The 16,697-nt window shown below is 63.5% G+C and carries 19 protein-coding genes; 1 reads left to right on the forward strand and 18 read right to left on the reverse strand.

Annotation, left to right across the window (positions count from 1 at the left end; all coding sequences use genetic code 11):
* From I8J29_RS15600 to I8J29_RS15660, 13 genes are all read right to left on the reverse strand, one after another.
* Positions 1 to 1,239 carry a trans-sulfuration enzyme family protein gene (locus I8J29_RS15600; RefSeq protein WP_208848472.1) on the reverse strand — a complete coding sequence of 413 codons (1,239 nt, stop codon included), beginning with the start codon at positions 1,237 to 1,239 and terminating at the stop codon, positions 1 to 3.
* Complete coding sequence (locus I8J29_RS15605; RefSeq protein WP_090639347.1) at positions 1,236 to 2,063, reverse strand: carbohydrate ABC transporter permease; 828 nt, start codon at positions 2,061 to 2,063, stop codon at positions 1,236 to 1,238. Before I8J29_RS15605 ends, I8J29_RS15600 begins: the two co-directional genes overlap by 4 nt.
* Positions 2,063 to 2,941 carry a carbohydrate ABC transporter permease gene (locus tag I8J29_RS15610; protein WP_090639349.1) on the reverse strand — a complete coding sequence of 293 codons (879 nt, stop codon included), beginning with the start codon at positions 2,939 to 2,941 and terminating at the stop codon, positions 2,063 to 2,065. The genes I8J29_RS15605 and I8J29_RS15610 overlap by 1 nt, the downstream gene beginning before the upstream one ends.
* 79 nt (positions 2,942 to 3,020) lie before the next feature.
* Entirely contained in the window at positions 3,021 to 4,349 is a 1,329-nt protein-coding gene (locus I8J29_RS15615; protein ID WP_090639352.1) for an ABC transporter substrate-binding protein, read from the reverse strand.
* A gap of 115 nt (positions 4,350 to 4,464) precedes the next feature.
* Positions 4,465 to 5,145, reverse strand: a complete 681-nt coding sequence (locus tag I8J29_RS15620; protein WP_240546228.1) for a FadR/GntR family transcriptional regulator — start codon at positions 5,143 to 5,145, stop codon at positions 4,465 to 4,467.
* A gap of 137 nt (positions 5,146 to 5,282) precedes the next feature.
* Positions 5,283 to 5,777 (reverse strand): translation initiation factor IF-3, encoded by a 495-nt coding sequence (gene infC / locus I8J29_RS15625; RefSeq protein WP_208848473.1) that lies wholly within the window; start codon positions 5,775 to 5,777, stop codon positions 5,283 to 5,285.
* Positions 5,774 to 6,661, reverse strand: a complete 888-nt coding sequence (locus I8J29_RS15630; RefSeq protein WP_208848474.1) for an NAD-dependent epimerase/dehydratase family protein — start codon at positions 6,659 to 6,661, stop codon at positions 5,774 to 5,776. Before I8J29_RS15630 ends, infC begins: the two co-directional genes overlap by 4 nt.
* Positions 6,662 to 7,051: 390 nt before the next feature.
* Entirely contained in the window at positions 7,052 to 8,227 is a 1,176-nt protein-coding gene (locus I8J29_RS15635; protein ID WP_208848475.1) for a GntR family transcriptional regulator, read from the reverse strand.
* 227 nt (positions 8,228 to 8,454) lie between these two features.
* Positions 8,455 to 8,907: a hypothetical protein gene (locus I8J29_RS15640; RefSeq protein ID WP_208848477.1), complete on the reverse strand. Its 453-nt coding sequence runs from the start codon at positions 8,905 to 8,907 to the stop codon at positions 8,455 to 8,457.
* 150 nt (positions 8,908 to 9,057) lie between these two features.
* Entirely contained in the window at positions 9,058 to 9,573 is a 516-nt protein-coding gene (locus I8J29_RS15645) for a GNAT family N-acetyltransferase (RefSeq protein WP_208848478.1), read from the reverse strand.
* A 44-nt stretch (positions 9,574 to 9,617) separates the two neighbouring features.
* Positions 9,618 to 9,779, reverse strand: a complete 162-nt coding sequence (locus I8J29_RS15650) for a hypothetical protein (RefSeq protein ID WP_208848479.1) — start codon at positions 9,777 to 9,779, stop codon at positions 9,618 to 9,620.
* 125 nt (positions 9,780 to 9,904) lie between these two features.
* On the reverse strand, positions 9,905 to 10,537 hold the full coding sequence (locus I8J29_RS15655; RefSeq protein ID WP_208848480.1) for a hypothetical protein: 633 nt from the start codon (positions 10,535 to 10,537) through the stop codon (positions 9,905 to 9,907).
* Positions 10,538 to 10,716: 179 nt separating this feature from the next.
* A complete protein-coding gene (locus tag I8J29_RS15660; RefSeq protein ID WP_208848482.1) occupies positions 10,717 to 11,292 on the reverse strand; it encodes a hypothetical protein in 576 nt (191 codons plus the stop codon).
* Positions 11,293 to 11,531: 239 nt separating this feature from the next.
* On the opposite strand from I8J29_RS15660, the gene I8J29_RS15665 reads away from it, so the two are divergent.
* A complete protein-coding gene (locus I8J29_RS15665) occupies positions 11,532 to 12,491 on the forward strand; it encodes an MraY family glycosyltransferase (protein WP_208848483.1) in 960 nt (319 codons plus the stop codon).
* Positions 12,492 to 12,604: 113 nt separating this feature from the next.
* Here the strand turns inward: I8J29_RS15665 and I8J29_RS15670 are convergent, their stop codons facing one another.
* From I8J29_RS15670 to I8J29_RS15690, 5 genes are all read right to left on the reverse strand, one after another.
* Positions 12,605 to 13,054, reverse strand: coding sequence for a DinB family protein (locus I8J29_RS15670; protein WP_208848484.1), 450 nt, complete (start codon positions 13,052 to 13,054; stop codon positions 12,605 to 12,607).
* Between the two features lie 19 nt (positions 13,055 to 13,073).
* Positions 13,074 to 13,877: a DeoR/GlpR family DNA-binding transcription regulator gene (locus tag I8J29_RS15675; RefSeq protein ID WP_208848485.1), complete on the reverse strand. Its 804-nt coding sequence runs from the start codon at positions 13,875 to 13,877 to the stop codon at positions 13,074 to 13,076.
* Between the two features lie 346 nt (positions 13,878 to 14,223).
* On the reverse strand, positions 14,224 to 14,658 hold the full coding sequence (locus I8J29_RS15680) for a hypothetical protein (protein WP_208848486.1): 435 nt from the start codon (positions 14,656 to 14,658) through the stop codon (positions 14,224 to 14,226).
* A 14-nt stretch (positions 14,659 to 14,672) separates the two neighbouring features.
* Entirely contained in the window at positions 14,673 to 15,641 is a 969-nt protein-coding gene (locus I8J29_RS15685; RefSeq protein ID WP_208848550.1) for an ABC transporter ATP-binding protein, read from the reverse strand.
* Positions 15,642 to 15,649: 8 nt separating this feature from the next.
* Complete coding sequence (locus tag I8J29_RS15690; protein ID WP_208848487.1) at positions 15,650 to 16,663, reverse strand: ABC transporter ATP-binding protein; 1,014 nt, start codon at positions 16,661 to 16,663, stop codon at positions 15,650 to 15,652.
* Positions 16,664 to 16,697: the final 34 nt, after the last annotated feature.

Consider the following 16,697-nt stretch of genomic DNA (forward strand, 5'->3'; position numbering starts at 1 on the left):
TTAAGCCGACTCGTGCTTCGGCGTCTCGTCCGCGCCGCCGGCCGCCGGGTCGTTCAGCCCGAGCGACTCCGCCGCCTGGCCGATGTCCGCGATCAGGTCCTGCGGGCTCTCGAGGCCGATGTACAGCCTGACGATGCTGCCGTCCTCCGGCGTTTTGCCGGCTTGATTGACGGTGACGAGGCTTTCGAAGCCGCCCCAGCTCACCCCGATTTTGAAATACCGCAGCCGGTTCGCCCACTCCTTCATGACCGCCGGCGGCCGGTTCGTCATGAACGAGAACAGGCTGCTGTAGCCCGCCATCTGGACGCGGCCCAGCTCATGCTGCGGATGCGACGGAAGGCCGGGATGGTTCACGCGCCGCACGAACGGCAGCGAACGGACATGCTCCGCGACGGTCAGCCCGCTCGCCTCGTGCCGCTCCATGCGCAGCGGCAGCGTCCGCAGCCCCTTGGCGACGAGCGCCGCGGTTTGCGGCGTCATGATCGAGCCGAGCAGCATGTACTCCTGGTTGCCGATCGCGTCGACCAGCTCCCGCGAGCCCATGATGACGCCGCCGACGCAATCGCTGTGGCCGGCGATGTATTTGGTGATGGAATGCACGACGAGATCGACGCCGAGCGCGAGCGGATTCTGGTACATCGGCGTCGCCCACGTATTGTCGATGATCGTCCGGGCGCCGATGCTTCGCGCGAGCGCCGCGCACGCCCGCAGGTCCTGCAGCTCGAAGCGCATCGTCGTCGGGCTCTCGAGGTAGAACAGCTTCGTGTTCGGCCGCGCGGCTTCGCGCCAGTTGTCGAGCAGGCGGCCGTCGATGAACGTCGTCTCGACGCCGAACCGCTTCAGGTAGACGGACAGCAGCTCCCGCGTCGGGCCGTACGCCTGATCGACGCAGACGACGTGGTCGCCCTGCCCCACCGCCCCCATGACGGCCGCGGAGATCGCGCCCATGCCGGACGCGAAGCACTTCGCCGCCTCGGCGCCCTCCAGCGCCGCGAGCTTCTGCTCCAGCGCCGCGACGGTCGGATTATTTCCTCGGGAATAAACGTGGTTCTGCATCAGATCCTTGAACGCGTCCTCGAACGCCGCGTACGTCTCGAACGCGAACAGGCTGTTTTGATAGAGCGGGACGTGAATCGCGCCGTGATGCCGGGAATCGAAAGGATCGTGGGCCGCTTGCGTGAATTGCCGCTCGAGACGGCCCTCTCTGTCTTCATGAGGTCGCTGGTCTTCGTTGCTCATCCTTTTTCTGCTCCTTGTGTCAAGCCTTCAACGATAAAGCGCTGCGCGAACGCGAAAATGATCACCGTCGGAATGATCGAAAGCACGACGCCCGCCGACATGGAACCCCAGTCGACGTCGAATTTCAAGATGAACGAGTTCATCGCGACCGGGAGCGTCTTCAGCTTGTCGTCGTCGATGAACATCGCCGCCAGGAACAGCTCGTTCCAGTTTTGCACGAAGGCGAAAATGAACGTGGAGGCGATCCCCGGCAGCATGACCGGAATGATGACGCGCAGGAGCGCCGACCAGCGCGAGCAGCCGTCGATCATAGCCGCTTCCTCGAGGCTGGAGGGGATCCGCTGGAAGAAGCCGCGCAGCATGATCGTCGAGAACGGGATCAAGCCGACGGTGTACATCAGCACGAGCGAGAACCGGTTGTTCAGCAGGTCCAGATGGCTCATCATCAGGTACAGCGGCGCGAGGGCGATGAAGCCCGGCAGCATCTGCGTCGCGAAGAACGCGAGCATGATCTGGCCGTGGCCGCGGAACTTGAACCGGGCCAGCACGTACGCGCTCAGCACGGCGATGACGATGACGACCAGCGCCGCCAGAATCGCGACGACCAAACTGTTGCCGATATAGATCTGGAATTTCGAGATTTTGAAGATCTTCTCGTAGTTGTCGAACGTAAAGCGCTCCGGCCAATAACGAAGCGGGAACGAGAAGATGTCCTTCTGCGGCTTGAACGACGTGATGACGATCCAATAAAGCGGGAAGATCATCACGACGAGGTAGACCGCCAGGAATACGACCTTGAACGCCGTGCCGAGCCGCTGCTTCATTAGAAGTCACCCACTTTCTCCGCCTTGGTGACGGACAGGAAGAAGATCGTGTACAGCAGCAGGATGCCGATCATGATGACGCCGATGGCCGAGGCCGCCCCGTAATCGCCGGCGTAAATGATCCGGTCCAGCATCAGGGAGGACAGAATATGGGTACTGCCGGCAGGACCGCCGTTGGTCAAGCCGTAGATGATTGTCGGGTCGTTGAAAATCCAGATCGCCCGCAGCAGCGTCGTGGCGATGATCGTCGGTAAAATGTACGGGAGCGTGACGTTCCACAGCTTGCGGACGCCCGTCGCGCCGTCCATGTCGGCCGCCTCGTACAGCTCCGAAGGCACGGACTGCAGCGCGGCGAGCAGCATGATGGCGAAGAACGCGATGCCGTACCAGACGTTGGCGATGATGACGGAGGTCATGGCCCATTTCGGATTCGACAGGAAGCCGATCCGTTCGTGGATGAGGCCGATGCGAAGCAGGAGATCGTTGATGACGCCGATTTGCGAGTTGAACAGCCACTTCCAGATCATGCCGATCAGGAAGCCGGACAAGGCCCAGGAATAGAACGCGAAGCCTTGGAAAATGCCTCTGCCGCGGAACGGCTTCTTCAGGAGAAGCGCGAGCGCCAGGCCGAACAGGAATTGAAAGATCAGCGAGAAGAAGACCCAATAGCCGCTGTTGGTCAGCGCGTGGAGAAACTTCGGATCGTGGAAGGCCGCCTTGAAGTTGGACAGGCCGACGAAGTGGACGTTCCGCAGATCGAACAGCTTGTACTCCTGGAACGCCATGACGATCCCCTTCAGGAAGGGATAATACGTGAACGCCAGCACTAGCAACAAGGCGGGGAGCAGCCCCGATAGAATAAAAATCCTGTTTTTCATGTTTTCGCACCGCCTTGCTTCTGGAATATAGTAAGGGCGGCTATCGCCGCCCTCCTCGAATCGATTGAACGCGCGTCGCTTACTTGCTGCCTACCTTGGACTTCTGGTCGGTCCAGTAGGCGTCCCATTTCTTGAGCGTGTCGTCCAGGGAAGCCTGGCCAAGCAGCAGCGCCTGACCCGATTCCATCTCCGTCTGTCCCCATTGTCCCGTGCCCGGGTAGGCGAACGGCGGCTTGTAGTTCACGAACTTGTCCGGTGCGTTGGACATGTCGATCAGCGTTTTGTACGGGCCGGATTTGAAGAAGTCGTCTTCCGTCGCCGACGTGTGGATCGGAATGAGTCCGAAGTCTTTCGAGAATTGCGTGTTCTCGTCCGGGCTGGACAAGAACGATACGAGCTTCCAAGCTTCTTCCTTATGCTTGGAGTTGGCCGTGATGCCCCAGCCCGCTCCGCCCGCGGCGAGCAGCGCTTTGCCCGACGGACCGGCTTGCAGCGGCGCCGTCGCCCAGGTGCCTTCGGTCATCTTCTCCGTCAAGGATTGGATGACGTCCGGATCCTGCAGCAGCATGCCCGTTACGCCGGACGTGAACGCCTGCACCTGCTCCTGGAAGCCCCAGTTGATGGAGTCCGGCGGCGAAGCGTCTTTATACAATTTGAGGTAAAGGTCCATCGCTTGCTTGGCTTCCGGCGTCGAGAAGATCGTCTTGCCGTCCTTCGTGAACATGGAGTCCTCGAGGTTGACGTTGTCGCCGTTGTAGGCCAGGATCATCGCGTCGGTCGTGCCGTTCGAGCCCGAGCCGCCCCGGAAGGAGAAGCCGTACCGGTTTTGCGACGGGTCGGTCAGTTTCTTGGCCGTCTCGTACAGCTCGTCCCACGTGGCCGGCGGATTCAGGCCTTTCTCTTTGAACCAGTCCGCGCGGTAGAACAGCTGGCGCTCGTAGAGGCCGTTCGGGATGAAGTACAGCTTGTCCCCGATGGAGCCGACCGATTTCGAGATCGCGCTGACGGACGCGTAGTCCGACCACTTGTCGGCGTAAGCGTTGAGCGGCTCGACGAACCCGTTGTTCACGAATTCCGCTACGGTCAGGTCGCGCACTTCCACGACGTCCAGATCTTCCTTGGCACCAAGCATCGTTCTGATTTTATTGTCGGCTTGGTCAAACGGGGGCGAGATCAATTCCACTTTGATGTTCGGGTTCGCGGCTTCGAATTTGTCGATGGAAGCCTGAATGAGTTCTGTCCGTTTCGGACTGGTCAAACTTTCAATCATCCGCAGCGTGACTTGCTCGTCGCCGCTTCCGGCGCCGTTGTCGCCGGTCGATTCGTTGTTGCTGCCGCAGCCCGCCAAAAGTCCGGCAGACAAAGCACCGCAGAGCAGTAAAGCCGAGTACTTTTTACGCTTTGCCATATCGATTTCCCCCCATCAGATGTATCATACAGTCATCCTGTCTGATAGGTTTGATTATATTGAAAGCGCTACACCCTGTCAATGAAAAAGTTGCGAAATGTTGACGAATTTTGTACTATTTTACGCTTTTCAATTTATTTTCAATGAGATCCATCATCTTGTAAAACTCCTGCATGGCGCCTTCCGTGTTGTGCGTCTTGATCGCGTCGAACATCGTGATGTGGTACGGATACGTGTCGTCGAACAACTGCTTGTCGCCCATCGGCTCGTTGAAAAACCGCTCGTACATGACCGAAAACGAATCCAGCACGCTCTGCAGCACGTGGTTCCCCGTCGCCTTGATCACGAGCTGGTGAAAGGTCAGATCGATCTGCGACGTGTCGAGCCCCGCTTCCTTCTGCCGCTTGTATTCCGCCAGCACCGCTTCGATCTCCGCGACCTGCTTGTCGGAAATCCGCTTGGCCGCCAGCCTTACGGCCTGTCCTTCGAGCGCTCTGCGGACTTCGAGCGTGTCCAGCAGGAAGTTGCGTTCCCGTTCGATCTTGACCTTGCCCATGAAGCGGAAGGTGTTGACGTCTCGGACGAAGATGCCTTTGCCGTTCTCCACTTGAATGACGTCGAGGGCTTCCAGGGAGCGCAGCGCTTCGCGCAGCGAGGAACGCCCGACGCCGAACATATGCGTCATCTCTTCGACGGAGGGAAGTTTGTCGCCTTCGGCTAGTTCTTTCTCTTGAATGTAATTCTGGATTTCCTGCGAAACTTGCTCGTGCACGAGAACCTTTTGAATTTTTCGCATGATTTCAGCACTCCTCCTCCCAACAGCCTATCAGACAGGTTAATCGTAATGGAGCCGTATCCAATTGTCAATAAACGCTTCCATGGCATGTGAGGAAGCTTCGGCCGGTCCGGCCGAAGCTTCCCCGCCCGCCGCGGCTACGGCCGCCGCGCGGGCACGACCCGCACGGCGGCGCCCTTGCCGCTCGTTTGGATGCCGGTTTCGCGGCTGCCGCGGCCCTTCAGATCGGCCAGCAGCCGCTCCAGCAGCGCCTTGGCCTGCTGGCTCTCCTTGCCCTGCGCGCGCACCGTGAGGTCGACGGCCAAGCCGCCGTCCAGCAGCTTCTCCAGCTGCCGCAGCTTCGTCTCGTAGTCGTGTTCCTCGATATGCGGCGTGAGCCGGATCTCCTTCGCCTTCAGCGGGCCGTCCTTGCGCTTCTCCGCCTGCTTGCGCGCGTTCATGTCCTGCTTCGCCGCGCCCCGGCCGATCAAGCGGCACGGCGGCGGACTGCTCATGAGCGATTCGCAGACGAGATCGACCTTATGCTTCTTGGCCAGCGCCAGCGCCTCGTCCCGCGTCATAACGCCGAGGTCCTCGCCGTCCAGACCGGTCAGCCGCACTTCGGACGCCTTGATCTGTTCGTTCGCGATCATGACGCGCTTGCCTCCTTCGCGAGCCGCTCGATGAGCTGCGGCAGCCAGCCGTCCAGCTCGCGAAACGCGAAGCCTTCGGCCCGCGCCTTGGCCGTATCCATGACCCACGGCGCCGGAATGCCGAACGGCGACATGTCCGCCTCCTCCGCTTCGGGCGCGACGATCGCGCGCTTGCCGGTCGCCGCCTCGATCAGCCGCACGATCGCGCCGGGCGAGATCTCCCCGTTCGAGCACGCGTTATACGGCCCCTCGGCGCCCGTGCGGCCGAGCCAATCGAGAAATTCCGCCGCTTCGTCGGCGAGAATGAACGACATCGGAACGTCCGGCGCCGGAATGCCGATCGGCTGCCCCTTCAGCACGTGCTCGACGTGAAAATGCAGCCGGCGCGTGTAGTCCTCGGTGCCGAGCACGATCGGAAAGCGCGCCGCGGCCGTCGGAAACGGCGCCTTTTGCAGCAGCACCGCCTCGACCAGCCGCTTGCCCTCGCCGTAGTCGATGTCGGCCGGGTACGCCTCGGGCAGCTCGCGCCCGCTCGCGTCGTACATCGCTTCCGTCTTGGCCGGTCCGCCGAACGGATAGACGCTGAGCGACGAGGTGACGACGTACTTGCCGATGCGCCCCGCGAACAGCTCCGCGGCTTCCTCCGCCTCCTGCGGCAGATAGCAGATGTTGTCGTACGCGACGTCGTACGCCGCGTCCCCCAGCGCCTCGCGCAGGGCCGCCGCGTCCTTGCGGTCCGCCTGGCGATGCCGCACGCGGTCTCCGAACGGATTCGGCAGGCCGCCCCTTGTCACGATCGTCACGTCGTCCCCGGCCGCGATCAGCCGTTCGACCAGCTTCCGGCCGAAGAACCGCGTCCCGCCTAACACCAGCACCTTTCGCATGCGTTCCACTCTCCTTCGTTCGATGTGTGCACTTTATCTTGCCATATTCGGCGGACGGACGCAAAGTCCGTCCGCGGCCGGCGGAACGCGGATTCGCCGCCGCCCCGAAGCTAGCAAGATAGACGCGCACGCCGCCGCGCCGATTAAACTTCCGTCAATCCCGCGGTCCGCGAACCGGAAATAAAACGGTTACAAATTCTGTTATATCAGCTTGCATCCGGTATGTCGACCTTCAATTTCCTAATCCGGCGCGCATGGCGGACGCTCCGGCGACTTCGGCAAGCCTCCGGCGACTGCGGGCAAGCCGCTTAAGGCTGCGCCGGCGGGGCTTGCCCGCCGCCTGCCTGTTCGCGCGGCTCTCCCGCGCGGCGCCGTGCCGCGCGGCGGGACTCAGGCGTCCCGCCGGCGCGGCTTCATCGGCGCCGTCGATTGGCCGACGACGAGCGCGGCGTCCAGCAGCGTCTTGCGGGGCAGCGGCTCGCCGTCCCGCAGCTTCAGCACGTGCTCGAACGCCAGCGTGCCCATGCCGTGCTGGTCCTGCTTCAGATGCGTGAGCGGGAAGGCGCCGTTGATCTCGGGGCTGTCGAAGCACAGGATCGAAAGCTCGTCCGGCACGGACAGCCCGAGTTCCCGCGCCGCGCGGAACGCCAGCTGCGCGATGTTGTACTCCGTCGCGAACATCGCCGTGATCTCCGGGTGCCGCTCCAGATGGTCCTTGATCTTCGCGATATCCCGCCGCCGGTTGTCCTCCGCGTTCGCCTGCGGCAGCGAGGAGGCGATGTCCTCGATCCACAGCGCGCGGTCGACCTTGATGCCCTTCTCCGCGTGCGCCTGGATGAAGCCCTCGATCCGTTCCTCGATGGCGGTCGTATCCGCCGGCGGCGGCGTCAGGAACGCGATCGACGCATGCCCGAGCCCGAACAGGTAATGCGTCCCTTCCTTGGCCGCCTTGACGTTGTCCGTGCTGATGGAGGCGGCCGCCACGCCCTTCAAATGCCGGTCGACGAGGACGAGCGGAAACTTCGCGATGACGAGCTTCAGAATTTCCGCGTTGAAATACTCCCCCTGCGCCGGAAACACGATCAGCCCGTCCACGCCGAGCGCGAGCAGCCCCCGGATGGCTTCCTCCTCGTAAGCGGGAACGCCGAACGAGCGCCTAAGCACGAGATAGGCGCCGTGCAGGCGCGAAGCCTCCTCCATGCCGTAGATGAGCGCCGTGCCGTAGCTGTCCGCGAAATCGGTGATCACGAGCCCGATCAGCAGCTTGCCGTCCGCGCGTGCCGGACGGCGGGCGACGACCCGCTGTCCGGCAGGGCCCTTGGCCGGCTCTTTCGCCGCGGCCGGGTCCGCGACGAAGGAGCCGCGGCCGGGCTGGCGGACGATGTAGCCCGCGGCCGCCAGCAGCTCCAGCGCCTTCTTGCTCGTGATGCGGCTGACGCCGTGCGCGTCGCCGAGCTCCTTCTCCGAGGGGACGCGGTCCCCTACGTCGTATTGGCGCGCGATGATCGCGTCGCGCAGCGTTTCGAAAATGCGTTCGTACATCGGCTTCGAAGCGGATTCGCTCATTCTCGGTTGACCTCCAGGCGCGACAGGCGCCGGAGCCGGCTCCCGCCTCTCCGTTCGTCGCTATTCTTATATCAATATATGCTTTCGCATGCCATTTGCCAAGCCGCATGGCCCGGAACCGCCCTCGCCGCGCGCCGCGCAAAACAAAAGAAGCGGCCGCCCGGCTGCTTCTCCTCGTGGGTGGGGATTCGATTCGCGTTCGTACGGGCCAAGCGTGCCCTGCGGGACTATCGGACGTTGCCGGTAAACGCGGACAGCTGCCGCGTCGTGTCGGCGTCCGCCGGATCGGCGCTCAGCTTGACGAACAAAGCCCGGAGCGTCGGCGCGTTCTGCGTGACGGCCTGCCGGTTGACGGGATTGAGCAGAATTTTGCCGAAACGGTCCAGCGCGACGTCGAGCACGTCGTTGCGCGACTCGAAGCTCGTCTGGCCGGCCAAGGCCGCGGCGGCGGACACGGACGCCACGCACGCGTTGAAGTTGGACTCGTCCTCGTCGAAGTCCGTGCCGAGGCTCGAGGCCGCCAGGCTGAGCTGCGTTCTGAACGCCTCGTCGACGCGCTGCTGAAGCGCGCTCAGGTTGTTTTGGGCCCGGTGCTGCTGCACGGCCCGGTTCGCCAGCAGCGCGGCCAGTATCAAAATCGCGACGGAGAAGACGACGTTGCGGCGGGTTGGCATGATCAATGCGGCTGCTCCTCTCGGTCCGGGATGTCGTTGACCGCCCTCATCGGGACGGCGGCGCCGGCGGGCGGGCAAGGCGGCTGCGCGGCGAAGGTGCCTGCCTTCGTCCTCATTAGCCCTTTTTGCCCCTCATTGCCCTCCTTCGGCGCCTCTTTAATCGTAATCCAGCTCCTTGACGAAATAAAGCACCAGCTCGTCGTCGACCGGCACCGTCTGCCCCGGGCGCACTTCCTCGTCCCGGTACATGACGCCGTGCCCGTCCGGAATGTACCCCCGGCGGCAATAGATGCGCTGGGCGGCGCCGTAGTCCTTATACAGCCCCACGCCGATCCCGATTTGATTGTGGTGCCGGTTCACGATCGTCTCGAATTCGTCGATGAGCCGGTTGGCGACGCCGTGCCTGCGGAAGGCCGGGAACACGTGCAGGTCGTTGATCTCGGGGATATGCCGCTCGCGGAAATGCGGGTAGTCCGAAGCGTACTTCAAATGCGCGCAGCCCCCGGCGCGCCCGTCGGCGAACGCCAGCAGCGTCACCCGGGTCCCCGCCTGGTTCTCCGCCAGGCACCGGTCGAAATAGCCGTCCGGCCGCCCGATGCGCTGTTCCTCGAACGCCGCCTGCCACTGCGCCTTCAGCGCTTCGCTCTCCACTTGCTTCAATACGATGTCCATGCTGCTCCTCGCCTCGTTCCGTGTAAGATTGTCGTGTTGCGATGTTAGTCCGCGGTCGCCGGCTGTTCCGGATAATGCCCGATATCGCCATGAAGCAGGATGTCCGTCCGTCCTTCGCAGACCTCGGGCTTGCACGGGCTGGCCGGATGAATGTACGGCGGCCGCCAGAGCTCGACGTTCCGCTCCGTCTGCCCGTGCCGGGCCACATAAATCGTCGTGACTCAAGGCCGTCCCTCCTCCGCCGGTATCTTAGGCGCGCGATTCGTCCCCGGAAATTCCAAGACGGTTTCGAATGATTAGGTACCGGGGGATGCAAGAAGCGACGGAACGGCTAGGACGCCGCCCGCGCCTCGTTCTCCCCGGAGAATAAGTCGGCCCGGTCCATGATGGCCTTCAGCATGCCGTTGTCGTTGAACGTCAGCTCGAAGCTCCGCGACTTGCCGCCGCTCGTGACGGTCACTTTGGCGACGTTCTCGCGGGTCCAGTCGACGGCAAGATCCGAACCCGAGATCGGCTCGCCGGACGCGCCGAGCGCCACGAACGCCTGGTCGGACGTCCGTTTGAAGAACCGGTTCTCGACCTGGTAAGCCCGGACGTCCGCCGAACCGCCGCTGCCCGATTCCTCGAGCAGCAGCCGGTACCGCTGGGTCGGCGAGTCGTAATAATAGCGGTTCGCGTTCGATTCGAACAGGTCGCCGAAGCCGGCCGCCCGAAATTCGAAGAACAGCACCGCCGCGCCGAGCGCGAGCAGGATCCAGTAGAACCTCGCCCGCGCGGCGTACTTTTGCAGGAGCATGGCGGCCACGAGGAGGCATTCCAGGGCGAGCAAGATTTCGATTCCGTCGAGAAGCCGGCCGTCGATCAGCGAATACTGGTACTTGCGCTCGATGAACGCGATCGCCGTCCTGAACAGCATTCCGAATAACCCGATCCACAAAAGGAACTTGGCCAACATTCTTTTCATTACGAGCGCCCCCCGCCTGGAAGATTTGGCTGCTGCAAATAGCGTGCGGATAGATCGGCATGGCGGGCGCGGCGGCCCGGGTGCCTCAGTCGTTCGAGATGTCGATTAAATTGCCGTCCGGGTCGCGGATGCGGATGGACCGAGCCGTGCCCTTCGCGCGGCGTCGGCGCTCATGCGCGTCATGGCTTCGCCCCCCGGTCGCCGAAGCCGCGGCTATCCGCGGAATCCGCCTCGTACAGCTCGGCCCGGGCACCGCGGACGCGAAACCGCAGCCCGAGCGCGGCGAGCCTGACGTAGACCCGCTCGTCATGCTCGAACAGGTCCGCGCCGGCGCGGTAATACGCCTCGCAATCCAGCACGGCCGGCGCGCGGCCGGGCAGCGCGAACGTGTAGGCGGTGTCCTCCTGCCGCAAATACGGGTAAAATAATTTCACCCGCACGTAGTACTCGCCGTCCAAGCGGAGCAGCGGGTACCCCGGTGCGCGGTCCGCGTTCGGGTACGCCTCGAACAATCCGGATTCGAACGCGTACGTCGGCGATTGCCGGAGGATCGTCCGCAGCTGATTCCGCGTCATCGGCAGCCCGAGCGAGCGATGATACGCGCCCTGCGCGCTCTCGGCGATCGTCGCCAGCGACAGCAGGACGAGCCCGACGGCCACGCACAGCACGATGACCGTCACGTTGCGCGCGTAGATGCCCGCGATGGAGCCAAGCATCAGAATAACCAGTCCAAGCCAGCTCTGAAAGGTCGTCATGACGTTATTCCTCCCGGTTTCGAACGATTCCTGCCGGTTTGGCGCGCGCTGCTTTGCCCGATTGTCGGTTTTGCCCGTTTCTTTATCTAGTTTAGCATATTATGGAATCCGAAATCGCCGATATCGGAAACCTTTTGCCGAAACCGCTCGTCTTATCAGGAAGAGAATAGCTGAACGGCTTTTGGCGCATCCTTACATTCGGACCCCGTCGTCCAAATCTTTCCATTGGAGATGAAATCATGTCGTACGTCATCGCGTTTCTCGTTTCGTTCGCCATCGTATACCTGCTTATCCCGCCGCTCGGACGGCTGGCGTTTCGCCTCGATTTCGTGGACAAGCCCCGCGAGAACGTCGAGCGCAAAATCCACCGCAAGCCGATTCCGCTGACGGCCAGCTATGCCATCTTCGCGGGCTTCATCGTCACCTACCTGTTCTACCTGAAGGGCTTCACGCTGCAAACCGGCGCGATCATCCTCGGCTCCCTGCTGCTGCTCGCGATCGGCACGGTCGACGACTGGTACAAGACGCGGGGCAAGGATTTCCCGACGTTGCCGAAGTTCCTGGTGCAAATCTCGGCCGCGGTCATCGTCTATGCCGCCGGCATTACGTTCAGCGGATTCTACAACCCGATCACCGGCGGCTTCGTGAACCTGCCGGTATGGCTGCAGTTCGCGCTGACGATTCTGTGGATCTTCGGGGTGACGACGGTCATCAACTTCTCGGACGGCATGGACGGGCTGGCCGGCGGACTGTCGGCGATCTCCGCGGGAACGCTGTTCGTGGTCGCGCTGGCCAAAGGACAGTCCGATTCCGCCATGATGGCGATCATCCTCGTCGGCGTCACGATCGCGTACCTGCGGTTCAACAAGCCGCCGGCGCAGGTGTTCATGGGCGACGCGGGGGCGACGTTCCTCGGCTTCATCCTCGCCGTCATCGCGCTCGACGGCGCGTTCAAGCAGGCGACGGTGCTGTCCATCTTCATTCCGATTCTGGCCCTCGGCGTGCCGATCTTCGACAACCTGTTCGTCGTGGTCAAGCGGCTCCTCGGCGGCAAGCCGATCTACCAGGCCGATGCCAGCCAGGCGCACTACCGTCTGCTGCGGGCGGGCCTCAGCCCGAAGCAGGCCGTCGCGTTCCTGTACCTAATCAGCGGCGTCCTGAGCCTGTCCTCGATCATTTTGCTGATGCTGCAGGTATAGCGGCGCGACTTCGGACAAACTCGTAAACGATCTAGTCCATAGGCAAACAACCGCCCCGAACGCCATGCTTTCCTGACGTTCGGGGCGGTTGTTTTGTTGCGCGGACGGCGGCGCTAGCGCACGAAAGCGATGTAATCCACGTTGACCGGCTCCCCGCCGAGCCGGCGCAGCTTCGCGTTCACTTGCCCGCGGTGGTACTGGCCGTGCAGCGCCACGTGCGTGAGAATGTCCCGGATGGACGTCCGGAACTCGCGGCCCGCCTGGTTCTCGTAGACGACGACGTCGTCCAGCCGCTCGGGCTTCAGCCGCGCCAGGTAGGACGCGAACGCCTCCTTGTTCTGCTTCGCCAGCTCGACGCAGGCGTCCACGCCGTCCTCCGACCAAAGCGGCACGTGCGCGCTGTCCTGCCCCAGCAGCCGGGCATGCCAGACCTGCTCCGCGCGCAGGACGTGCTCGAAGAGCCCGGCCGCTTCGGCGCTGCCGGAACGGTCGGCGCACAGCGCGCTCAAGATTCGCTCGTTCGCCCAGTTCAAATGGCTGAACATTCGTTGAATCGTTTCCATCTTCGCGATCCCTTCCTTATCAGAGGCTCTCCTTCAGCTTGCCCTTGACGGGACAAACCATGACCTGCACGCCGAACGCCTCGATCTCCCGCAGCAAGCCCGGGTCCGTCAGGTCGCTCGTGATCAGCACGTCCACGTCCTGAAAGCCCGCGAACGACACGAGCGCCTGCCGCTCGAACTTGCTGTGGTCGGCCAGGATGACGATCCGGCTGCCGGCCTTGATCATCGCCCGCTTCACTTCGGCCTCGTACAGGTCGGAGCTGGTGAAGCCCTTGCCGAGCGCGATGCCGGAGGTGCCGAGAAAGGTGGAATGGGCGCTGTACGTGTTCAGCTCCCCGACCGCCTGCGGGCCGACGAGCGACATCGATTTCGTGACCAGCTTGCCGCCGAGCACGAAGATCGACGCCGCTTCGTTCTGACTGCACTCTTCCGCGACGTTCATGCCGTTCGTCACGAGCACCAGATTCGGAATTTCCTTCAGATGGCGGGCCATGCACCACGTGGTCGAGCCGGAATCCAGCACGACGATCTGCCCTTCGCCGACGAGCGAAGCGGCCAGCTTGCCGATCGCTTCCTTCTCCTCGTAGTACTGGAACTTGCGCTGCTGGACGGGGAGGACGGAAGCGAGCGACTGCTGATAATCGTCGGTCAGGATCGCGCCGCCGTAATTTTTTTGCACCATGCCTTCCTTCTCCAGCTGCTGCAAATCCCGGCGGATCGTCTCTTCGGACACGCGGAATTCCTTGACCAGATCGGCTACCTTGACGCTGTGCTCCTGAAGCAGCATTTCTTTGATTTTATTCCGGCGCTGGACCGCGATCATAAGGAACCCTCACTTCGGCCTATAATGAATGGCTTCATTATACGCATTTTTTGGGAGCTAGTCGAATGTCCGCGGCGAAGCATGGAAGACGGCGGCGGCCGGCGCGTTCCAAGCCGAATAGGCGACGCCCCGCAAGGCTTCCGGCACGCCGCGCCAGTAGACGGCGATCACGCGACAACAGCTTCCCGTACGGCGACGCAACACGCTCCCCCCACGCTGACTCAAGACAAAAAAGCCTCGGAACGCCGTATGCGTTCCGAGGCTTATCCCCGCTTCCGCCCTGCTTATGAGTAGGCTCGCAATCGAGAACTCTCCCAGCCTCTCCATGACCCGCTCGTCCGCTCCGTTAGCGCTGGATCGGCTCGATTCGGTACGTGCCGGCCTCGCCGGGGCGCTCCTCGCGCACCGCCCAGCCGTACGACAGGACGGACAGCAGCCGTTCGCGCTCCGCCGGCGTCAGCTTGGCGACGACCGACTCGTTGCCGGCCTCCAGCACGAGCTCCGGCTCCTGCGCGAAGGCGACGTTGATCCACGAGCGGATGCCGCGCACGGTGTTGTACTTGATAGCGTAGCCTTCGCGCACCGCCCGTTCGAACGTCTCCGGGTTCGCGGCCGCGAAGTCCGCCAGCTGCGCGTAATCGAACTCATAGATGCTGTCGTCGGCCGGCAGCCCGTCGCGTTCCCGGATGCGGCGGACGATCTCCTCGTCCGTCCAGCCCAGCCCGCGCAGCCCTTCCAGCATCAGCGCGTCCCATTGGGACAGTTTCGCTTTCGTTTCCATGCGCTCTTCCTCCTTCATTCGGATCCATGGCCGGCCACGAAATGGCCCGGACGGACCTCCCGCAGCCCGCCGTCTCCGCCGCCCTCGCCCGAAGCCCGCGGATCGTAGACCAGCGGACGCTGCTCGCGCGCGAGGCGCGGATCCGGAATCGGAATGGACGAGAGCAGCGCCTTCGTGTACGGATGCAGCGGATTCTCGTACAGCTCGTCGCTCTCCGCCACTTCCACGAGCCGTCCGCCGTGCATGACGCCGATGCGGTCCGAGATATGCCGCACCATCGACAGGTCGTGCGCGATGAACAGGTACGTCAGGCCGAATTCCGCCTGCAGGTCCTCCAGCATGTTGATGACCTGCGCCTGCACGGATACGTCGAGCGCCGAGATCGGCTCGTCGCAGACGACGAACTCCGGCCGCACGGCCAGCGCCCGCGCGATGGAGATCCGCTGCCGCTGCCCGCCGCTGAATTCGTGCGGATACCGCAGCATATGCTCCCGCTTCAGCCCGACCCGCTCGAGCAGCGCGCCGACCGTCTCCTTCCGTTCCCGGTCGCCCTTATGAACGCCGTGAATGTTCATCGGCTCGCCGATCAGCTCCAGCACGTTCATCCCCGGATTGAGCGACGAATACGGGTCCTGGAAGATCGACTGGATGCGCCGGCGGAACGGCTTCAGCTGCTTGTCGCCGAGCTTCGCGAGATCATGCCCGTCGAAACGCACCTCGCCGTCCGTGTAATCGTACAGCCGCAGCAGGCACCGCCCCACGGTCGACTTGCCGCTGCCGGACTCGCCCACGAGGCCGAACGTCTCGCCGCGGCGGATCTGGAAGCTGACGCCGTCGACGGCCTTCAGCACGTCCCGGCCGCGCCCCAGCAGATCCGTCCCTTTCGCGAAATGCTTCTTCAGGTTCCGCACGTCCACCAGCACCTCGCCGGCGTCCTTCGTCCGCAACTCGCCCGCCGAACCGGCCGGCAGACCGCCGTTCATGACCTCGCTCATCGCGCCTCGCCTCCTTCCGCCAGCGCCTGCGCCAGCGTCTCCTTGCCGTCCACGAGCCAGCAGCGGGAAGCATGGCCTTCGCCGAGCCCGAACATCGGCGGAAGCGCCTTGCACTTCGCGAACGCGTGCGGGCAGCGTTCCATGAACGGACAGCCGGGCGGGGGATCGATCAGATCCGGCGGCGAGCCCTCGATCGGGACGAGCCGCTCCCGGCCCGCCCCGCCGTGCTTCGGCAGCGAGCGCAGCAGCCCCTGCGTGTACGGGTTGCCCGTGCGGTAGAAGATGTCCTCGACGCTGCCCTCTTCCATCACCATGCCGCCGTACATGACGACGACGCGGGTGCATACCTTCGCCACGACGCCGAGGTCGTGCGTGATGAGCACGATCGCCGTGCCGGACTCCTCCTTCAGCCGTTGCAGCAGGTCCAGCAGCTGCGCTTGGATCGTCACGTCGAGCGCGGTCGTCGGCTCGTCCGCGATCAGCAGCTCCGGGCCGCACGAGAGCGCCATCGCGATCATGACGCGCTGGCGCATGCCGCCGCTGAATTCGTGCGGATATTGGCGAATCCGGCGCTCCGGCTCGGAAATGCCGACCTTGCGCAGCATCTCGGCCGCTTCCTTCAGCGCCGCGTCCTTGCCGAGCCCCCGGTGCCGGCGGATCACCTCGGCCATTTGGAAGCCGATCGTCTTGACCGGATTGAGCGACGTCATCGGGTCCTGGAAGACCATGGCGATCCGGTTGCCCCGGAGGCTCCGCCACTTCTTCGCCGGCAGGCCGCGCAGGCTCTCGCCGCGGAACGCGATGGCGCCGCTCTTGATCTCGCCCGGCTCGGCGATCAGGTCCAGGATCGCCTTGGCCGTCACGCTCTTGCCGCTGCCGGATTCGCCGACGATGCCGACGGTGTCTCCGGCGCCGACGCGGAAGCTGACGCCCCGTACGGCTTGATTTTCCCCGCTGCGGGTATGGAACGAGACGCGTAAGTCGTCGACCGTCAGCAGCTGTTCTGTCATGGTCTCTTCACTCCTTTGCCCTTCGGCCGCCGCG

Source organism: Paenibacillus artemisiicola, assembly GCF_017652985.1.
In the GTDB taxonomy this organism is placed as follows: domain Bacteria; phylum Bacillota; class Bacilli; order Paenibacillales; family Paenibacillaceae; genus Paenibacillus_Z; species Paenibacillus_Z artemisiicola.

Excerpts from the sequence above, each read along its gene's own strand:
- I8J29_RS15600 (WP_208848472.1), bottom strand. The coding sequence starts at position 1,239 with ATGAGCAACGAAGACCAGCGACCTCATGAAGACAGAGAGGGCCGTCTC.
- I8J29_RS15605 (WP_090639347.1), bottom strand. The coding sequence starts at position 2,063 with ATGAAGCAGCGGCTCGGCACGGCGTTCAAGGTCGTATTCCTGGCGGTC.
- I8J29_RS15610 (WP_090639349.1), bottom strand. The coding sequence starts at position 2,941 with ATGAAAAACAGGATTTTTATTCTATCGGGGCTGCTCCCCGCCTTGTTG.
- I8J29_RS15615 (WP_090639352.1), bottom strand. The coding sequence starts at position 4,349 with ATGGCAAAGCGTAAAAAGTACTCGGCTTTACTGCTCTGCGGTGCTTTG.
- I8J29_RS15620 (WP_240546228.1), bottom strand. The coding sequence starts at position 5,145 with ATGCGAAAAATTCAAAAGGTTCTCGTGCACGAGCAAGTTTCGCAGGAA.
- infC (WP_208848473.1), bottom strand. The coding sequence starts at position 5,777 with ATGATCGCGAACGAACAGATCAAGGCGTCCGAAGTGCGGCTGACCGGT.
- I8J29_RS15630 (WP_208848474.1), bottom strand. The coding sequence starts at position 6,661 with ATGCGAAAGGTGCTGGTGTTAGGCGGGACGCGGTTCTTCGGCCGGAAG.
- I8J29_RS15635 (WP_208848475.1), bottom strand. The coding sequence starts at position 8,227 with ATGAGCGAATCCGCTTCGAAGCCGATGTACGAACGCATTTTCGAAACG.
- I8J29_RS15645 (WP_208848478.1), bottom strand. The coding sequence starts at position 9,573 with ATGGACATCGTATTGAAGCAAGTGGAGAGCGAAGCGCTGAAGGCGCAG.
- I8J29_RS15655 (WP_208848480.1), bottom strand. The coding sequence starts at position 10,537 with ATGAAAAGAATGTTGGCCAAGTTCCTTTTGTGGATCGGGTTATTCGGA.
- I8J29_RS15660 (WP_208848482.1), bottom strand. The coding sequence starts at position 11,292 with ATGACGACCTTTCAGAGCTGGCTTGGACTGGTTATTCTGATGCTTGGC.
- I8J29_RS15665 (WP_208848483.1), top strand. The coding sequence starts at position 11,532 with ATGTCGTACGTCATCGCGTTTCTCGTTTCGTTCGCCATCGTATACCTG.
- I8J29_RS15670 (WP_208848484.1), bottom strand. The coding sequence starts at position 13,054 with ATGGAAACGATTCAACGAATGTTCAGCCATTTGAACTGGGCGAACGAG.
- I8J29_RS15675 (WP_208848485.1), bottom strand. The coding sequence starts at position 13,877 with ATGATCGCGGTCCAGCGCCGGAATAAAATCAAAGAAATGCTGCTTCAG.
- I8J29_RS15680 (WP_208848486.1), bottom strand. The coding sequence starts at position 14,658 with ATGGAAACGAAAGCGAAACTGTCCCAATGGGACGCGCTGATGCTGGAA.
- I8J29_RS15685 (WP_208848550.1), bottom strand. The coding sequence starts at position 15,641 with ATGAACGGCGGTCTGCCGGCCGGTTCGGCGGGCGAGTTGCGGACGAAG.
- I8J29_RS15690 (WP_208848487.1), bottom strand. The coding sequence starts at position 16,663 with ATGACAGAACAGCTGCTGACGGTCGACGACTTACGCGTCTCGTTCCAT.